General features: G+C 64.2%; 17 protein-coding genes. 8 read left to right on the top strand and 9 right to left on the bottom strand.

What is annotated here, in order from left to right; genetic code table 11:
* Nucleotide 1 precedes the first annotated feature (1 nt).
* A complete protein-coding gene (aroB, locus tag PMI42_RS35830; RefSeq protein WP_008144564.1) occupies nucleotides 2–1,150 on the bottom strand; it encodes a 3-dehydroquinate synthase in 1,149 nt (382 codons plus the stop codon).
* Nucleotides 1,147–1,773 carry a shikimate kinase gene (locus tag PMI42_RS35835; protein WP_008144566.1) on the bottom strand — a complete coding sequence of 209 codons (627 nt, stop codon included), beginning with the start codon at nucleotides 1,771–1,773 and terminating at the stop codon, nucleotides 1,147–1,149. Before PMI42_RS35835 ends, aroB begins: the two co-directional genes overlap by 4 nt.
* Before the next feature lie 184 nt (nucleotides 1,774–1,957).
* On the opposite strand from PMI42_RS35835, the gene PMI42_RS35840 reads away from it, so the two are divergent.
* From PMI42_RS35840 to PMI42_RS35870, 7 genes are all read left to right on the top strand, one after another.
* Entirely contained in the window at nucleotides 1,958–2,104 is a 147-nt protein-coding gene (locus PMI42_RS35840; protein ID WP_008144572.1) for a hypothetical protein, read from the top strand.
* Between the two features lie 17 nt (nucleotides 2,105–2,121).
* The gene (gene xerD / locus PMI42_RS35845) at nucleotides 2,122–3,081 is read left to right on the top strand and encodes a site-specific tyrosine recombinase XerD (RefSeq protein WP_008144575.1); all 960 of its coding nucleotides are present in this window, start codon (nucleotides 2,122–2,124) and stop codon (nucleotides 3,079–3,081) included.
* Nucleotides 3,082–3,351: 270 nt separating this feature from the next.
* Nucleotides 3,352–4,314 (top strand): acetyl-CoA carboxylase carboxyltransferase subunit alpha, encoded by a 963-nt coding sequence (locus tag PMI42_RS35850; RefSeq protein WP_035967809.1) that lies wholly within the window; start codon nucleotides 3,352–3,354, stop codon nucleotides 4,312–4,314.
* A 444-nt stretch (nucleotides 4,315–4,758) separates the two neighbouring features.
* The gene (locus PMI42_RS35855) at nucleotides 4,759–6,300 is read left to right on the top strand and encodes a L,D-transpeptidase family protein (RefSeq protein ID WP_240535319.1); all 1,542 of its coding nucleotides are present in this window, start codon (nucleotides 4,759–4,761) and stop codon (nucleotides 6,298–6,300) included.
* Nucleotides 6,301–6,402: 102 nt separating this feature from the next.
* Nucleotides 6,403–7,251 carry a protein NO VEIN domain-containing protein gene (locus PMI42_RS35860; protein ID WP_008144581.1) on the top strand — a complete coding sequence of 283 codons (849 nt, stop codon included), beginning with the start codon at nucleotides 6,403–6,405 and terminating at the stop codon, nucleotides 7,249–7,251.
* 128 nt (nucleotides 7,252–7,379) lie between these two features.
* Nucleotides 7,380–7,616, top strand: coding sequence for an AbrB/MazE/SpoVT family DNA-binding domain-containing protein (locus PMI42_RS35865; protein ID WP_008144583.1), 237 nt, complete (start codon nucleotides 7,380–7,382; stop codon nucleotides 7,614–7,616).
* A complete protein-coding gene (locus PMI42_RS35870) occupies nucleotides 7,613–8,026 on the top strand; it encodes a PIN domain-containing protein (RefSeq protein ID WP_008144585.1) in 414 nt (137 codons plus the stop codon). The genes PMI42_RS35865 and PMI42_RS35870 overlap by 4 nt, the downstream gene beginning before the upstream one ends.
* A 211-nt stretch (nucleotides 8,027–8,237) precedes the next feature.
* Here the strand turns inward: PMI42_RS35870 and PMI42_RS35875 are convergent, their stop codons facing one another.
* The 7 genes from PMI42_RS35875 to PMI42_RS35905 form a co-directional block, all read right to left on the bottom strand.
* Complete coding sequence (locus PMI42_RS35875) at nucleotides 8,238–8,933, bottom strand: branched-chain amino acid ABC transporter ATP-binding protein (protein WP_008144587.1); 696 nt, start codon at nucleotides 8,931–8,933, stop codon at nucleotides 8,238–8,240.
* Entirely contained in the window at nucleotides 8,926–9,657 is a 732-nt protein-coding gene (locus PMI42_RS35880) for an ABC transporter ATP-binding protein (RefSeq protein WP_008144589.1), read from the bottom strand. The genes PMI42_RS35875 and PMI42_RS35880 overlap by 8 nt, the downstream gene beginning before the upstream one ends.
* Entirely contained in the window at nucleotides 9,647–10,729 is a 1,083-nt protein-coding gene (locus PMI42_RS35885; protein ID WP_008144591.1) for a branched-chain amino acid ABC transporter permease, read from the bottom strand. Before PMI42_RS35885 ends, PMI42_RS35880 begins: the two co-directional genes overlap by 11 nt.
* 6 nt (nucleotides 10,730–10,735) lie before the next feature.
* Nucleotides 10,736–11,953, bottom strand: coding sequence for a substrate-binding protein (locus PMI42_RS35890; protein WP_008144594.1), 1,218 nt, complete (start codon nucleotides 11,951–11,953; stop codon nucleotides 10,736–10,738).
* Nucleotides 11,954–11,957: 4 nt separating this feature from the next.
* Nucleotides 11,958–12,815 (bottom strand): branched-chain amino acid ABC transporter permease, encoded by an 858-nt coding sequence (locus PMI42_RS35895; protein WP_008144596.1) that lies wholly within the window; start codon nucleotides 12,813–12,815, stop codon nucleotides 11,958–11,960.
* Nucleotides 12,816–12,851: 36 nt separating this feature from the next.
* Nucleotides 12,852–14,366, bottom strand: coding sequence for an amidase (locus tag PMI42_RS35900; protein WP_008144598.1), 1,515 nt, complete (start codon nucleotides 14,364–14,366; stop codon nucleotides 12,852–12,854).
* 165 nt (nucleotides 14,367–14,531) lie between these two features.
* Nucleotides 14,532–15,716, bottom strand: coding sequence for a substrate-binding domain-containing protein (locus tag PMI42_RS35905; RefSeq protein ID WP_008144600.1), 1,185 nt, complete (start codon nucleotides 15,714–15,716; stop codon nucleotides 14,532–14,534).
* A gap of 179 nt (nucleotides 15,717–15,895) precedes the next feature.
* Here PMI42_RS35905 and PMI42_RS35910 point away from each other — a divergent pair, with 179 nt between their 5' ends.
* A complete protein-coding gene (locus tag PMI42_RS35910; protein WP_008144603.1) occupies nucleotides 15,896–16,330 on the top strand; it encodes a MarR family winged helix-turn-helix transcriptional regulator in 435 nt (144 codons plus the stop codon).
* Nucleotides 16,331–16,631 lie beyond the last annotated feature (301 nt).

Raw genomic sequence — 16,631 nt, forward strand, 5'->3', positions numbered from 1 at the left:
TTCACGCTTTTTGCGCGAGCTTCTCTTTCAGAAAATCGCGCACCGGGGCCGGCTCGACGTCCTTCGCGATGACGGCGCGCCCGACCGCCTCCAGCAGGATGAAGGTGAGCTTGCCGCGCTTGACCTTCTTGTCCTGCGCCATCAGGGCCATCAGCGCGTCGGCGTCGGCGAGCCCTTCCTGCGCAAAGCCCGCGATGTCCTGCAAGCGGGTCGGCAGGCCCGCCTCGATCAGATGCCGCTCGACGCGCGCGGCTTCAAGCTCACCGATCATGCCGAGCTTTGCGGAAAACTGCGCAGCCAGCGTCATGCCGATCGAAACGCCCTCGCCGTGGAACAGGCGGTCGGAGAAGCCGGTCGCCGCTTCCAGCGCGTGACCAAAGGTGTGGCCGAGATTGAGCAGCGCGCGCTCGCCGGTCTCGCGCTCGTCGCGCGAGACCACGCCGGCCTTGGCGCGGCAGGAGGTGGCGATGGCGTGCTCACGGGCAGAGCCACCCTTGAAAATGTCGGAATGGTTCTTTTCCAGCCAGGTGAAAAAGGCCTCGTCGCCGAGCACGCCGTATTTGGCGACCTCGGCATAGCCGGCGCGGAACTGGCGCGGCGACAGCGTGTCGAGCACGGCGGTGTCGGCGATGACGAGCACCGGCTGGTGGAAGGCGCCGAGCAGGTTCTTGCCCTGCGGCGAGTTGATGCCGGTCTTGCCGCCGACGGAGGAATCGACCTGCGCCAGCAGCGAGGTCGGCACCTGCACGAAATCGACGCCGCGGCGCAGGATCGCAGCCGCAAAGCCGGCGAGATCGCCGACCACGCCGCCGCCGAGCGCGATGACGAGATCGTTGCGCTCGATTTTTGCCGCGATCAGGGCTTCGCTGACCTTCTCGAGGCCGGCATAGGTTTTCGAAATCTCGCCTTCCTCGACCACGATGCGCGAGGTCGGAATGCCGCTGGCGGCGAGCGACGCTTCCGTCGGCTCCAGCCAGTATTTTGCGACGGTGCGATCCGTCACGATCGCCGTGCGGACGCCGGGGCGCAAAGCGGCGACGCATTCGCCGAGCGAAGACAGCACGCCGCGGCCGATGACGATGTCATAGGCGCGATCACCGAGCGCGACGTCGACGTTGACAGGATCGGAATGTTTCAAAGGCGCAGTCATCTTAACGCACTCGCGACGTCGGCAGGTGGCTGGGGCGGGGCCTGCTCGCCGCAGAGATGGGCCCGCAGCGTCTCGATGCATTCCTCGACGATCTTGTCGTGGGGCACGTCGCGCGAGGCGATGGTGAGGTCGGCATGACTATAGACAGGCTCGCGCTCGGTGAGCAGGCGCGTGACCGTCCCTTCCGGGTCGGCGGTCTGGAGCAGCGGACGATCGGCGCGGCGGCGGACGCGGCGCATGATGACGTCGTGGTCCGCCCTGAGCCAGATCGAAATCGCCTTGGCGGCGATCCGATGACGCGTCTCCTCGCGCATGAAGGCGCCGCCACCAGTCGCCAGCACCACCGGGCCGCCGTCGAGCAGCCGGGCGATCACCCGGGCCTCGCCGTCACGAAAATGCGCCTCGCCATGGCGCTCGAAAATCTCCGGTATGGTCATGCCGGCCGCCGCCTCGATCTCGGTGTCGGCATCGACGAAGGGCAGCTTGAGCCGTGCCGCCATGCGGCGGCCGATGGTGGATTTGCCCACCCCCATCATGCCGACGAGCACGATCGAGCGCGCCCCGAGCGCCGACAGGATGTCGGCCTCCGGGGATGCTGGTATCGGCAAGGCGGCGTCGGACATGGATATTGCTCTGGATCTCGCTTCCGGATCTCGCTCGATCTGCCGCCAAAGGCGGCATGCTTTGGCCACCTATACGACCCCAAAGGGGCCCTCGCCAGAGGACTCTTGCCACGAAACGGCGAACATGTTGGATGATTTCATTGGTTAATTTGGACTCCCGAGACCCTTCCCGAGACCCTGTACAATGCCCAGCCTGTTCCGCTTCCTGACGGTTGTCGCCGTGCTCGCCGGCATCGTCTATGGCGTGGTCTTCGCGCTGGCCAATTTCGTGAACCCGAAGCCGCGGGAAATGACGGTGACGATCCCGCCGGATAAGTTTCTCAAGAAATAGGAGCTAGCCTCCGGGGCATGCGCGCAAAGCCCTCAGACATGAAGCTCACCGGCCTGTTCCTCGACATGCTCGCGGCGGAACAGGGCGCCGGCCCCAACACGCTCGACGCCTACCGCCGCGACCTCACCGATTTCTCCGAGTTTCTGGGCCGGGTCGGCCATACATTCGCGGACGCGGAGACGCAGACGCTGCGCGATTATCTCGCCGACCTCGACACCCGCGGCTTCAAATCCACCAGCGTCGCGCGCCGCCTGTCGGCGATGCGGCATCTCTACCGCTTCCTGTTGAACGAGCGCATCCGAGCTGAGGATCCCGCGGCGATCCTGTCCGGCCCCAAGCGCGGCCGTGGCCTGCCAAAGGTGCTGTCGATCGCGGATGTCGATCGCATGCTCCGCCGTGCCAAGGAATTGAGCGAGGCGGCGGATGCTTCGCCGTCGAAACGGCTGCGCGCCTTGCGGCTCTATTGCCTGCTCGAGGTGCTCTACGCCACCGGCCTGCGCGTCTCCGAGTTGGTGGCGCTGCCGCGCACGGCCGCCAAGCGCGACGCCCGCATGATCGTGGTGCGCGGCAAGGGCAACAAGGAACGCCTGGTGCCGCTGAACGAGGCCTCGCGGCAGGCGATGGCGGATTACCTCGTCGCGACGGAAGCTGCGAAGACGGAGAAGAAGAAAGACAGCCTCGCCGCCTCGAAATGGCTGTTCCCCTCGTTCGGCGAGAGCGGGCACCTGACGCGGCAGCATTTTGCCCGCGACCTCAAGGAGCTCGCGGTCGCTTCGGGCCTGCAGGCGCGATTGGTCTCCCCGCACGTGCTGCGCCATGCCTTTGCCAGCCACCTGCTGCACAACGGCGCTGACTTGCGCATCGTGCAGACGCTGCTCGGGCACACCGACATCTCGACCACGCAGATCTACACCCACGTAGTCGAGGAGCGGCTCAAGAGCCTGGTGCGCGACCTGCACCCGCTGGCGGAGAAATAGCAGCTCGCGTAGCCCGGATGGAGCGCAGCGAAATCCGGGATTATCACCTCGCGGAAAGACCTTCCCGGATTGCGCTGCGCTCCATCCGGGCTACCGACACCCGTGAAACCGCCTTGACTTCGGCCACATCTCCGCAGAAAGAGCCGTGGCCTCACGCATGATTTGGCTGGCTCCCGCGAGCCCACAAGCCAACTCATTGAAGACGCTACACTTCTTTCCGCGACCCCGACCTCGCTTCGCTCTCGAGCCCCGTCCCCCTATATTGAGTTGATGCCAGACCAGATGCGCAGCTATCTCGACTTCGAAAAGCCCGTCGCCGAGCTCGACTCCAAGGTCGACGAATTGCGCACGCTGGCAGCGTCCGGCACCGACATCGCCGAGGAGATCGGCCGGATCGAGGACAAGGCGGCGCAGGCGCTGGCCGACCTCTATCTGAACCTGACGCCGTGGCAGAAGACGCTGGTCGCGCGGCACCCGCAGCGGCCGCATTTCAACGACTTCATCAAGGGCCTGATCACCGAATTCACCCCGCTCGCCGGCGACCGCAAGTTCGGCGAGGACGAGGCGCTGGTCGCGGGCTTCGGCCGCTTCCGCGGCGAGCCGATCTGCGTGATGGGCCAGGAAAAGGGCGATTCCACCGAAAGCCGCATCAAGCACAATTTCGGCATGGCGCGGCCCGAGGGCTATCGCAAATGCGTGCGGCTGATGGAGATGGCCGAGCGGTTCGGCCTGCCGGTGCTGTCGCTCGCCGATTCCGCCGGCGCCTATCCCGGCATCGGTGCCGAGGAGCGCGGCCAGGCCGAGGCGATCGCGCGCTCGACCGATGCCTGCATGGCGCTGACCGTGCCGAACGTCGCCATCATCACCGGCGAGGGCATGTCCGGCGGCGCCATCGCCATCACCACCGCCAACAGGGTCCTGATGCTGGAGCATGCGATCTACAGCGTGATCTCGCCGGAGGCGGCCTCCTCGATCCTCTGGCGCGACGGCAGCAAGGCCCAGGAAGCCGCCAACAACATGAAGATCACCGCCCAGGACATGCTCCGCTTCGGGGTGATCGACAGCATCCTGAAGGAGCCGGTCGGCGGCGCCCACCGCGACCCCGCCACCATGATTGCCACCACCGGTGATGCCATCGCCAAGGCCTTCGACGAGCTTCGGGGCCTCGACGGCGACGCCATCCGCAAGCAGCGGCGGCAGAAATTCCTCGATATCGGCCGGAAATTGGGCTGATTCGCCTCGATTCCGGTGCCGTAGGGTGGGCAAAGGCGCAAAGTGCCGTGCCCACCAGCCGATCGGGCGGCTGAGGAAGGGTGGGCACGCTTCGCTTTGCCCGCCCTACGAGACTTGCCCTGGCACCCCGGTAACCGCGCGTTAACCCTTTTTTTGCCCAAATCGGCGATCTCAGTAGCGGTTTGGCCGCAAGGCCCAAGTTCGTCCCAAGTTACGGCCCAGTTTAAGTCTCTGTTGACCACACCTTCGGGCCAACGGGCTCGTGATCCCCGCTCGGGTTGCGACCACATGACCCAGAGGTTAGAATTTTAATCAATGGCTTCAGGGCATAAGCGCTGGAGCGTGGTCTCGAAAAAGCCCGTCATGACGGGCCCGGATGTCCGGTCGGATCATGTTCCAAACAATTGGGGTTCGCGCTCTGCCCGGCACGTTGTGGGGTTCGTCTTGATCACTAGCTCGCTTGCTCGCGCGCTCTTGGCTTCGGTTGCGCTGCTGACGGCCAGTGTCCTGCTGGCCGGCTGCGATACCGATCAGGTGTCGCTCGCGACCAACGCCAAGGCCAACCAGCCGGTGCCGCCAAAGCTGCTCGCCGCAATGGTCGAGAAGGACATGGATCTGCAATCGCCGATCCTGGTCCGCCTGTTCAAGCAGGAGGCCGAGCTCGAGGTCTGGAAGCAGACCCGCAACGGCCAGTTCGCGCTGCTCAAGACCTATCCGATCTGCCGCTGGTCAGGTGATCTCGGTCCGAAGGTGCGCGAGGGCGACCGCCAGGCGCCCGAGGGATTCTACTCGATCAATCCGAGCCAGATGAATCCTCAATCGGCCTATTACCTCTCTTTCAACACGGGCTATCCGAACGCGTTCGACAAGGCTTTGGGCCGCAGCGGCTCGCAGCTGATGGTGCATGGCGATTGCTCCTCGCGCGGCTGCTACGCGATGACCGACGAGCAGATCGCGGAGATCTATTCGCTCGGCCGCGAATCCTTCTTCGGCGGCCAGAAGGCGTTTCAGCTGCAGGCCTATCCGTTCAAGATGACGCCGGTGAACATGGCGAAGCACCGGAACAATCCGAACATGCCGTTCTGGAAGATGATCAAGGAAGGCTATGATCATTTCGAGGTGACGCGGCAGGAGCCGAAGGTCGATTTCTGCGAGAAGAAATACGTCTTCGACGCGGCGAAGCCGGCCGATGCCAAGCGCGATCCGGTGTTCGACGCTTCGGCAAAATGCCCGGCCTATGTGATCCCCGAGGATGTCGCGAGCGCCGTGCGCGAGAAGCAGGCGCGTGACGAGGCCGAATACGCCAAGCTCGTCTCCCGCGGCACGCCGGTGGCGCGCATGAACACCGGCATCGACGGCGGCATGAACAAGATCTTCGCCGCCAAGATTCCGGAAGGCTCGACCGGCCTGTCGGAGGGTGCCGAAGGCACCACGCTGCAGATGCTGGCGATGGCCAAGGCGCCGGGCACGATCCCCGGCCACGTCAATCCGCCGAAGCCGAATCTCGATGCGGCCGCGCCAGCGCCGCAAGAAGAGCCGGTCGTCGCCGTCAGCGCACCCGCCGCCACCACGCGCGTCGCCGCGGCTGCGCCTGCTGAAAAATCCGGCGGCTTCTTCTCGAACCTCGGCCGCAAGATGGGCATGGGCACCGCGGACACGACGGCCACGACACCTCCGCCGCCGCAAGCCACTGCGTCCTTGGCTCCGGCCACGACGTCCACAACGCCGCCCAGCGCGGCGTCGAGGCTCAAGGCCGCCGTGACCCGCTTTGTGCCCGGCCGCGACACGGCCAAGGACGCGCCGAAGCCGGTTGTCGCCGCCGCCAAGCCCGCCGAACCGCCGAAGCCGGACACGCGCCTTGCCGCGACGCGTCCCGCGCTGAAGCCGTCGGTGTCGGACGGTGCGGGTGAAGCGACTCAAATCATGGGCGCCGCGCCGGTGGTGTCGTCGAACTCGTTCGAGAGCCGATTTGGCGCGGTGAAGTAGGGGCGAAGCTGGTCGCTCGCACGAAGTGACGCTTCCTGCATTTTGGGGGCAGGCGTTGCACCCAGCCCGCCCCCTGATACTCTCCAAGTCAGAGGCCGAGACTTGGACAGGGAGAATACCGAGGGGATCGCTGGAACACCGTGGACGGAAAGCGAAATCTCCGCCGTGGTCGACAGTTATTTTCGGATGTTGTCCTCCGAAAGAGCGGGCGCGGCCTACAGCAAGGCGCAGAATCGACGCCAGCTCATGACGATCGTGCGTCGGTCTGAAGGTTCGATCGAACGCAAGCTTCAAAACATTTCTGCCGTTCTCGATATGCTGGGGACGCAGTGGATCAACGGCTACAAACCGTTGGCGCACTTTCAGGACGCCTTGGTGGCTGCCGTCGAACGCAACGTCGGACAGACACCGGATTTTCTTTACCCCGCTAACACTGACACTCAACCGCTGGCGCTCAACGACGATGCCGTCTTCGTTGCTCCACCATCCGTCGCGGACTTCGAGAAGACATTGACGCCCGCCGTTCGCCGGCTAGTCGGTAAGTTCGACCCCGCCGAGCGCGACGCCAGGAACCGTCAATTGGGCAAGGCCGGCGAAAAATTCGTTGTGGAATTCGAGCGCGATCGATTGCGGCGCGCTGGGCGCAGCGACCTTGCGGATGACGTCCGCTGGGTTTCCGACCTGGACGGCGATGGCTACGGTTGCGACGTCCGCTCCTTTGAAACTGATGGCCAAGAGAGGCTTCTGGAAATCAAGACAACGTGCGGGCACGAGCGCACCGCGTTTTGGCTAACCCGGCGAGAAGTCGACGTCGCCGCAGAGAGAAGGGACCGATATCGAATCCGGCGGGTCTTCCACTTCCGTAACCGTGCGCAGATGTTCGAGATTGCCCCACCACTCGAGCATGCGCTCCTCATGACGCCGACCACCTATTCTGCCGAGCCGCGCTAACGCAGTCTCCAATCCGCGCCGGGTTTTGGCGCAGGTGGTCCGGGCCGAAACACCCACGGGATCCACTTGACCGCTATGATATCATCATTATAATATACACTTATCAATTGTATATCATGGAGGCCGAAATGCAGGTTTCCAAATGGGGCAACAGCCTCGCTGTCCGCCTGCCCAAAGCCATCGTCGAAGAACTCGGCCTCAAGGAGGGCGACGAACTCGAGGTGGTCGCTGCCCGCAAGGGCATGATCGAGATCGAGACAAAGGAAGAGCGGCGTCGACGGGCAATCGAGAACATGCGCGCACGCAACTGGCCGCCCTTGCCTGCTGACTACAAGTTCGATCGCGACGAGGCGAACGAGCGGTGAGCGCGTTTCTGGACACCAACATTCTCGTTTACGCGCAGCAGACCGGCACCAAGGCCACAATCTCGCGAGACCTGATCGAGCAGGGCGGCGCCATTAGCGCGCAAGTCCTGAACGAGCTTGCAAACGTCTTGCACAGGAAGCAGGGACGAAGCTGGCGCGATATCGAGCTTCTGTTCGATGATATCGACAATACGCTCGATCCTGCGCTCCCGCTTACGGCCAAGACCAGCCGTGCGGCCCTTGCGCTGGTGCAAAACGATGGCTTCGCCTTCTATGAAGCACTGATCGTTGCCGCTGCGATCGAAGCTGGCTGCGATATCCTCTACACCGAAGATATGCAGCACGGCCGCAGCATCGGCGGGCTCACCATCGTCAATCCGTTTCTTGGCAGTGCTTCCCCGTCGGCCTGAGATGGCCGCTTCTTCAGCGGCCCTCGAAGGGTGACGGGACCGGCGGGAGCACCCTGCGAAGGCTTTGAGAGCGACGGCTCGGCTGCATCGTGGCCGTTCATCCTTCGAGGCTCGCTACGCGATGCTACGCATCGCGCTGGTCGAGCCTTAGGATGACGGAATTGGCAGAGTCGCGTTGCGAGGGGTTTGAAGCCAGTAGCAATGTAACGCCCTACGGCGCCAGATACCGCACCAGCTCCGGGTTGTCCCTCACCTCGCCCGCCTGCCCCTGCAGCGCAACGCGGCCGCGGTCCAGTACGTAGGCGTAATCAGCGACGCGCAGCGCGAGATCGAGGTGCTGCTCGACGATAATGACAGCGATGTTTTTCGCAAGCTCGATCAGGCGCTCGGTGATCTCCTCGATCACGCCGATCCACACGCCTTCGGTCGGCTCGTCCAGCAGCAGCAATTTTGGATCGCCCAGCATGGCGCGGCCGATGGCGAGCATCTTGCGCTCGCCGCCGGAAAGGGTGCCCGCGGGCTGGTCGAGGCGCTGGCCGAGTTTGGGGAAGATGGTCAGAACGTGGTCGACGGCGTCGGCCTTCCTGCTCGCGAGCGAGCCGACCGCGAGATTGTCGCGCACCGACAGGCGCGCGAACACTGAATGCTCCTGCGGCACATAGCCGATGCCGGCGCGGACGCGCTCCTGGGTCGCGCGGCGGCTGATGTCTCGGCCGTCGAAGGCGACCTCGCCCTTCCACGCCGGCAGCTCGCCGACGATGGTCTTCATCAGTGTGGTCTTGCCAGCACCGTTGCGCCCGAGCACCGCGACGCCGCCGCGCCAGGGGATACCGAGATTGACGTCGAACAGGACCTGGCTGCGGCCATAGCCGGCGTCGAGATGCTTGATGTCCAAAAATTCAGGCACGGCGCAGATAAATCTCCTGGACGGCCTTGTTGGCCTGGATCTCCGACACGGTGCCCGACGCCAGCACCTTGCCCTGGTCGAGCACGGTAAGGCGATCGCAGATGTCGCGGATGAAGTCGAGGTCGTGCTCGACGATGACGAGCGAGCAATGCTGCTTGATCGGCTGGAGCAGTTCGCCGGTGACGCGGCGCTCCTCCAGGCTCATGCCGCCGGTCGGCTCGTCGAGCAGCAGCAGCTTCGGCTTGCCCGCGAGTGCCATCGCGATCTCCAGCCATTGCTGCTGGCCATGCGACAGCGCGGCCGCCGCGTCGAAGGCGCGGTCGGCGAGGCGGAACTGGGTCAGCATGGTCATGACCTGATCGTGCAGGAGCCTGCGGGTGCGCGAGAGCACGAGGTCGAGCAGCGAGGACTGCGCCTGCAGCGCGAGCAGGATGTTGTCGTAGAGCGTCAGCGTCGGCAGCACGCTGGTGATCTGGAATTTCAGGCTCATGCCGGCGCGGGCGCGCTCGGTCGGCGTGAAGGCCGTAATATCGGTGTTGATGAAGCTCACCTTGCCCTGCGTCGGCACCTCTGCGCCGGCAATGCACTTCATCAGCGTGCTCTTGCCGGAACCGTTCGGGCCGATCAGGCCGTGGAACTCATTTTCGCCGACGGTGAGCGCCGCGCCGTCCAGCGCGGTGAGCTTGCCGAAAACCTTCTTGATGCCGGCCGCTTCAAGGAGCATTGCGTTTCTCCTTCGGCTTGGCACCGAAGCTGCCGACGCGTTCACGCTCACCGAGCACGAAGCTGATGAGGCCGAGCGGCCGGAACAGGATCACGAGCAGCAGCAGAACGCCAAGGATGATCGGCCAGATGTCGCGATAATTGTCCGAGAGCCAGAAGCTGACGCCCTCGACGATGATCGCGCCGATGACGGCGCCGATCAGCGTGCCGGAGCCGCCGAACAGCACGTAGAGCACGACTTGCGTCGAGACGACGACGCCGACCATGTTGGGCCAGACGAAGCCTTCGTGGAAGGCATAGAGGCTGCCGGCGAGCCCTGCGACCGCGCCGCCGATCGCAAAGATGATCGCCTTGAGATGCTGCGCCTTGTAGCCAAAGAAGGCGATGCGCTGCTCGTTCTCGCGCAGGCCTGCCAGTGCCAGGCCGAACTGCGAGCGCACCAGGAAGCGGCAGAGCAGATAGACCACGACGAGAATGCCGAGCACGAGATAGTAGAACGGCGGACCTTCAGAGAACTCGTAGCTGCCCACCGTCATCGGCGCGATCGAAGGGATGCCGTTCTGGCCGCCCAGATAATACCAGCCGCGCGCGAGGCGGTCGGCAGCGTAGGAGCCGGTGAGCGTGCCGAGCGAGACGAAGATGACGCTGGAGGGATGCCGTCCCAGCAACAGGAAACCGCCGAGCAGCAGAGCGAAGGTGAGGCCGATCAGCGTACCCGCGGGCAGGACCAGGAAGATGTTGGTGATATCTAGATCGCGCGCGAGCAGCGCGACACCATAGCCGGCCGAGCCGAAGAACAGGGCCTGGCCAAAACTCATGATGCCGGCATAGCCCCAGACCAGGTCGAACGACAGCGCGAACAGCGCGAGGATGATCACGCGCGTCGCGAACACCGTGAGATAATCCTGCAGCACCAGCGGCGCGAGCAGCGCGGCGACGAGCACCACGCCCTCCACGATCGGCAGGACTTTTCGTCCTGCCGCGACCTGTCCCGCTGCCGCGCGTTCAGCCATCGCATCGTCCGCTTCGTCGCCGGCGATGGCTTCTCTTACCACACTCATCGACTTCGGCATTCCGCCTCAGCATTCCTTGGGATCGACGAGCCCGTTGCTGCGCGCAACGATCTCGTAGTTGCCGCCTTTGGCGACCGCGGTGTACATCTTCATCTTGCAGTGCCGCTTGCCCGGAACCATCTCGGCCGGCCCGCCCGGACCTTCGGCGATCTTGGCATGGTCGAGCGCGGCGGCAACCGACTCGCGGTCGATCTTGCCGGCTTCCTTGACGGCGGCTTCCCACAGCTTCAGGCCGCGATAGGTGCCGGTGGCGGCGCTGCCGGCGGCGAACAGGAAGTTGCCCGGAAAATCCTTCTCGTAGGCGGCCTGGATCTTAGCGTCGAACGGGTTTTCCTTGGTCAGCACCTTGAAATAATCGAGGCAGCTCGCAAGGCCCTCGATCTCGCTCGCCTGATTGATGTTGAGCGTGTTCTCGTCGTAGTAGACGCAGGCCAGACGCCCGCCGTTCTTGAGGAAGCCCGCTTCATAGAGCTGCTTGAAGAACGGTCCGACGCCCGGCGGAATGACGGTGTTGAAGACCACGTCCACCTTGTTGGAGATGATGCGGTTGACGGTCGAGGAAAAGTCGACCTGGTCGAGCGGATAGTATTCCTCGAACACGACCTCGCCGCCGTTGGATTCGATCACCTTGCGGGCATAGACGTTGAGCGTGTGCGGCCAGACATAGTTGGCGCTCGGCAGCGCGAATTTCTTGCCGCCATTCTTGATCAGCCAGGGGATGAATTCGTCGCACTGCTGGGCCGGCGTCGGTCCGGTGCAGAACAGATAGGGCGTGCACTCCTTGCCCTCGTAGAGCTGCGGATAGATGTAGAGCGTCTTGCCGCGGGCCACGATCGGGTCCTTGATGGCGTTGCGCATCGACGAGGTGATGCCGCCCAGCACCATGTCCACCTTGTCGCGCTGAATGAGCTTGCGGACGTTGCCCACGGCGACGGATTCGTTCGAGGCAGTGTCCTCGATGTAGAGTTCGAGGGGACGGCCGAGCAGGCCGCCGGCGGCGTTGATCTCCTTGATCACCATTTTTGCGACATTGGCGTCGGCGTTGCCCGCGTAGGCGATCGGGCCGGTGAGGTCGGTGGCGATGCCGACCTTGATCGGGGCTTCGGCCGCATTGGCCCAGGGCGCCGGGATCACCCAGCTGCCGACGCCGGTTGCGACCGCGCCGGACGCAAAGGCGAAGTTGGAGAGAAAGCGGCGGCGAGAGAGCTGTGGACGATCGAACATGTGACTAAACCCCTTTTCCAGCGATGAGGCCCTGCGGGCGGAATTTGATGAAGACAATGGCAAGGACGAAGACGAGGACGTCGGCGACGACGGGCGCCATCACCCATGGCAGCGCGGCGCTGAGCGTGCCGATAACGCCGGCACCCGCGACCGGCCCGATGAAGGAGCCGACGCCGCCGACCATGACTGCGACAAAGCCCTGGATCAGGAAGCGCAGGCCGAGATCGGCAAACAGGCTGAACACAGGCACGATCAGCGCGCCGGCAAGGCCGGCGAGCGCGGCGCCGAACGCGAAGGTGGCGCCGTAGATCAGCGGCGTTGAGATGCCGGAGGCGCGCGCCAGCGCCGGGTTCTCCAGCGTGGCGCGCACGCGCAAGCCAAAACTCGTGCGCGAGAGCAGGAGATAGCAGCCCGCCATCACCAGCAGCGTGATGACGATAATGGTGAAGCGCCAGGCCGAGATGTGCATGGCGCCGATGTCGATCGATCCCCCGATCGGCTCGGGCACGGTGAGATAAAAGCCGCCGATCAGCCCGCGAACGGATTCGCGGATGATCAGGCCAAGCGCATAGGTGCCGAGCATCGCCACGATCGGCGCAGCGTAGAACCGCCGGATGATCAGCGCCTCCAGCACGAAGCCGAGCGCACCGACCACGAAAGGCGCGGCGACCATGCCGGCCCAGATCGGCATGCCCTTGGCATAGGCGAGATAGGTGATGTAGGCCCCGAGCAGGACGAACTCGCCTTGCGCGAAGTTGAAGATGCCCATCATGCTGGCGATGATCCCGAGCCCCAGCACGATCAGGACGATGATCGCGCCAAAGCTCAAGATCTCGAACGCCGCGACGAACGCGTTAGCCATATGATGGTGTTCCGTCCGTCTGCATGAGTTCCTCGCTCACATCTTCTTCCAGTCGCCAATCTGCTCGAAAGCATGCGCGGCACGGTAGATGGTGGATTCCTCGAACATGCGGCCGACCAGCATCAGGCCGACCGGCAGGCCGTCGACCATACCGCAGGGCAGCGACATGGCGGGGTGATGGGTGATGTCGAACGGTGCGGTGTTGGAGATCATCTCCAGCGCGCGAGCGACGTAATCCTCGCGGCTGGCGGTCGGCTCCGGCAGCTTGGTCGCCTTCATCGGCGTGGTCGGCAGCAGGAGGAGATCGTAATCCCCAAAGGCCTTGTCGTAAGCCGCGGTGAGGCGACGGGAGATGTTGAGCGCCTTGCCGTAGTAACGCGGGCCGAAATTGTTGTTGATGTAGGTGCCGAGCAGCAGGAACAGCTTTGTCGTCTCCGACAGCGAGTCCGCCTGCCGGCGCCAGCCGCGGTGGAAATCCATCAGCGAGGTCGAGTAGAGGTCGGACCGGCTCAGGCCATAGCCGTCGCCATACATCATGGTCTGGGTCATGCCCTCGGTGCCGATCGGCGTCCAGATCGCGGGGCCGACCATGTGCATGGGGATCGAGACGGTCTCGACGGTGGCACCGAGATCCCTGAAGCGCTTGGCGGCCTCGCGGACGCTTTCATTCACTGCGGCTTCCGCGGTCGGCTGCTCAAAGCCTTCTTTCAGAATGCCGATCTTCATGCCCTTGACGCCCTGGCCGAGCGCCTTGGTGTATTCCTCGACCTTCGGCGCCTTGATGCGCGGATCGTAGCCGTCATCGCCGGCGAGCACTTCGAGCAGCAGCGCATTGTCGGCAACGGTCGCCGTCATCGGGCCGGTGTGATCGACAAAGATCTCGATCGGCATAATGCCGGTGTAGGGCACAAGGCCCCAGGTCGGCTTCATGCCGTAGGTGCCGCAGAACGAGGACGGCATGCGGATCGAGCCGCCCTGATCGCCGCCGATCGCCATGTCGACCTCGCCGAGCGCGACCACGACGCCCGAGCCCGAGGACGAGCCGCCGGCCGAATAGCCCATCTTGTGCGGATTATGCACCGCGCCGACCGCGCCGGTGTGGCTGCCGCCGGACATGCAGAAGGATTCGCAATGCACCTTGCCCATGATGTTGGCGCCGGCATCGAGCATGCGCGTGACGATGGTGGCGTCAAAGTCAGGCACGTAGCCTTCCAGCGTCGCCGAGCCGTTCATCATGGGAACGCCGGCGAGCATGATGTTGTCCTTCAGCGCGACGGTCTTGCCCTTGAGCTTGCCGCTGGCGGCGCCTTTCACGGTGGACTTGCGATACCAGGCGTTGCGCGGGTTCTCTTCCGGCGAGGGCCGATAGCCGGGCGTGCGCGGGTACTTCACCTCCGGTACCTCGTCCGGCATCGCGCCGACGAGATTGTAGGCCTCGATCGAGCCCTGCATCAGGCCGCGAAACGAGGCGACATCGTCATCGGTCAGCGCGAGGCCGCACTGCTCGGCGACGCTGCGAAGTTGGGCTGGCGTGGGAAGGACAACTGTCACGGCGCTCTCCTCAAAGGCTTCTTGTTCCCTGGCGTTGGACGAAAGCCGCCTGGTCGCGCCTGCACGGCGCGGGCCAACCGACCTCGCGTCGATATTACAGACGGAAATATTTTCCTTTTCAAGTATTATTTCGCGGCTCGGCCATGACGGATGGACGACCAGCGCTCAGAGCGTCTTGACCAGCCTGAAGTCGAGACCGTCGGCCTCGGCGAGATACATCGGCATTTCGGCGCGGCCATCGCGGATCGTGACGGGACCGCGGCCCGCCGAATAGACGGTGTTGCGCGCGGCCTTGAGCAGCGGACGAAAGGCCAGCGAGCCGGCGCGGTTCGCCACGGACTCTAGGAAGCGCAGCCCCTCGTAGTTCGATTGGCCGACGGAACCGACCGGCGGCGCGTGCGGGCCGAACATGGAATAATAGGCACCGAGGAACTCGTCATTGGCACGCGAGACCATGCCGTTGAAATAGCCGGAGGCGCAGAACAGGTTCTCGGTGTTGTCGGCGCCGATGCCGAGCAGCACGGTCTCGTCCATCGCGCCGGCAAGCCGCAGCGTCGAGGGGCTAAGGCCAGCCTCGGCAAAAGCGCGGTTGAAGGTGATGCTGTCGGTGCCGATCAGCGAGATCAGCACGACGTCAGGCTTGGCGGCACGGATGCGCGCCAGATGCGCCTCGTGATTGTCCTCGCCGACAGGGACGAACTCCTCGCCGACCACCTGGCCGCCGGCCTCCTTGATATAGCGCTTGACCGAGCGATGCGACTGCCAGGGCCAGACGTAGTCGCTGCCGATCAGATACCAGCGCGCCGCCTTCTTCACGTCGGCCAGCCAGTGGATCGACGGCCGGCTCGACCAGCGCGGCGTCTCGCCGATCGCCATCACGCCCGGCGTGCGCTCGCCGCCCTCATAGACCGGGGTGTAGATGTAGGGGATGCGGTTGCCGGTGACCTTGCGCAGCGCGACGCGGACCGCGCTGATATGCGAGCCCATGATGAGATCGACCTCCTCGAAGGCGATCGCCTGCTCGGCACGGCGCACCACCTCGTCGATCGGGCCGCCGGAATCGTAGATCGAGAGTTCGAGTTCGCGGCCGAGAATGCCGCCGCGCTTGTTGATCTCGGCGACCGCCAGCATCGCGCTGTTGGTGGAGGTCGGGCCCCAGATCCCGGGCGAGCCGGTGAAGGTGAGGAAATTGCCGATGCGCAGCTTGTTGCGCGCGCCGCGACGCCGGGCGAAATGCGCGTCAACCGGCGACAGGTCGAAATCGTCCGCCGCCGACGACAGATTCCTGAACAGCAAGGACGGCGGCAACGCCGGACCGCCGTGAGCCGGGAAGTTTACCGTCGCGCGCACGCCAACTCCTGTCCGGTCCCAGACCTGAAAGCACATTGAGCAGGCGGCCGCGGCTTCCGCCCTTTTGTTGGGCAATGATCCTATTTTGAAAATATTGAATATTCAAGAATTGAAGTGCATATAGATGCAGCATCGATTGCAAGACATTCACTCATTTGGGTCAAGACGAAGTCTTAGCCGTGGCAAAACCGAACTCCCCGATCACCGAACACCTCGCTTACCTGCTCGCGCAAGCCAACCGGGAGATCAACCGGCAACTGGAACTGCGTCTGAGCAAGGAAGGCGTTCCCGTCGAGCAGTGGCGCATCCTGAAGGTGCTGTCTGACGGTAACGGCCACTCGATGGGCGAGCTTGCGGATGCCGTGCTGCTCAACCATCCGACGCTGACCAAGATGATCGACCGCATGGTCTCCGACACGCTGGTCTATCGCGTGCAGGACCCGAACGACCGCCGCAAGGTGCTGATGTTCATCTCCGACCGCGGCAAGGTGCTGTGCAAGAAGCTCAACTCGCTCGCGGTCGACCAGGAGGAGCACATCCTGGAAAGCTACGGCGACAAGTCGACGAGCGAACTGAAGCGGCTGCTGGAGAGCTTGATCGACAGCTCGAATTGAGTGGGCGTGTCGCGCCTTGCTGAACAGCCGTAGCCCGGATGGAGCGCAGCGTAATCCGGGAGTTTCTTTCACTGCTACAGGATTCCCGGATTGCGCTGCGCTCCATCCGGGCTACGACCTCTCGCCTTGGATCTCGCGGGGCGATCACGTGATGGAAGCTGCACGCCACGCGCACAACGGTCATCACCCGCTTTAATCCGGCGATCCAGTATTCCAGAGAGGCATGAGATTGAGCCGAGTGGCTGCAGCGGACTGGGTCGCCCGGTCAAGCCGGGCGACGACAGAGGAGCGTGAGGCGCCG

Source organism: Bradyrhizobium sp. YR681 (assembly GCF_000282615.1).
Classification (GTDB): Bacteria; Pseudomonadota; Alphaproteobacteria; order Rhizobiales; family Xanthobacteraceae; genus Bradyrhizobium.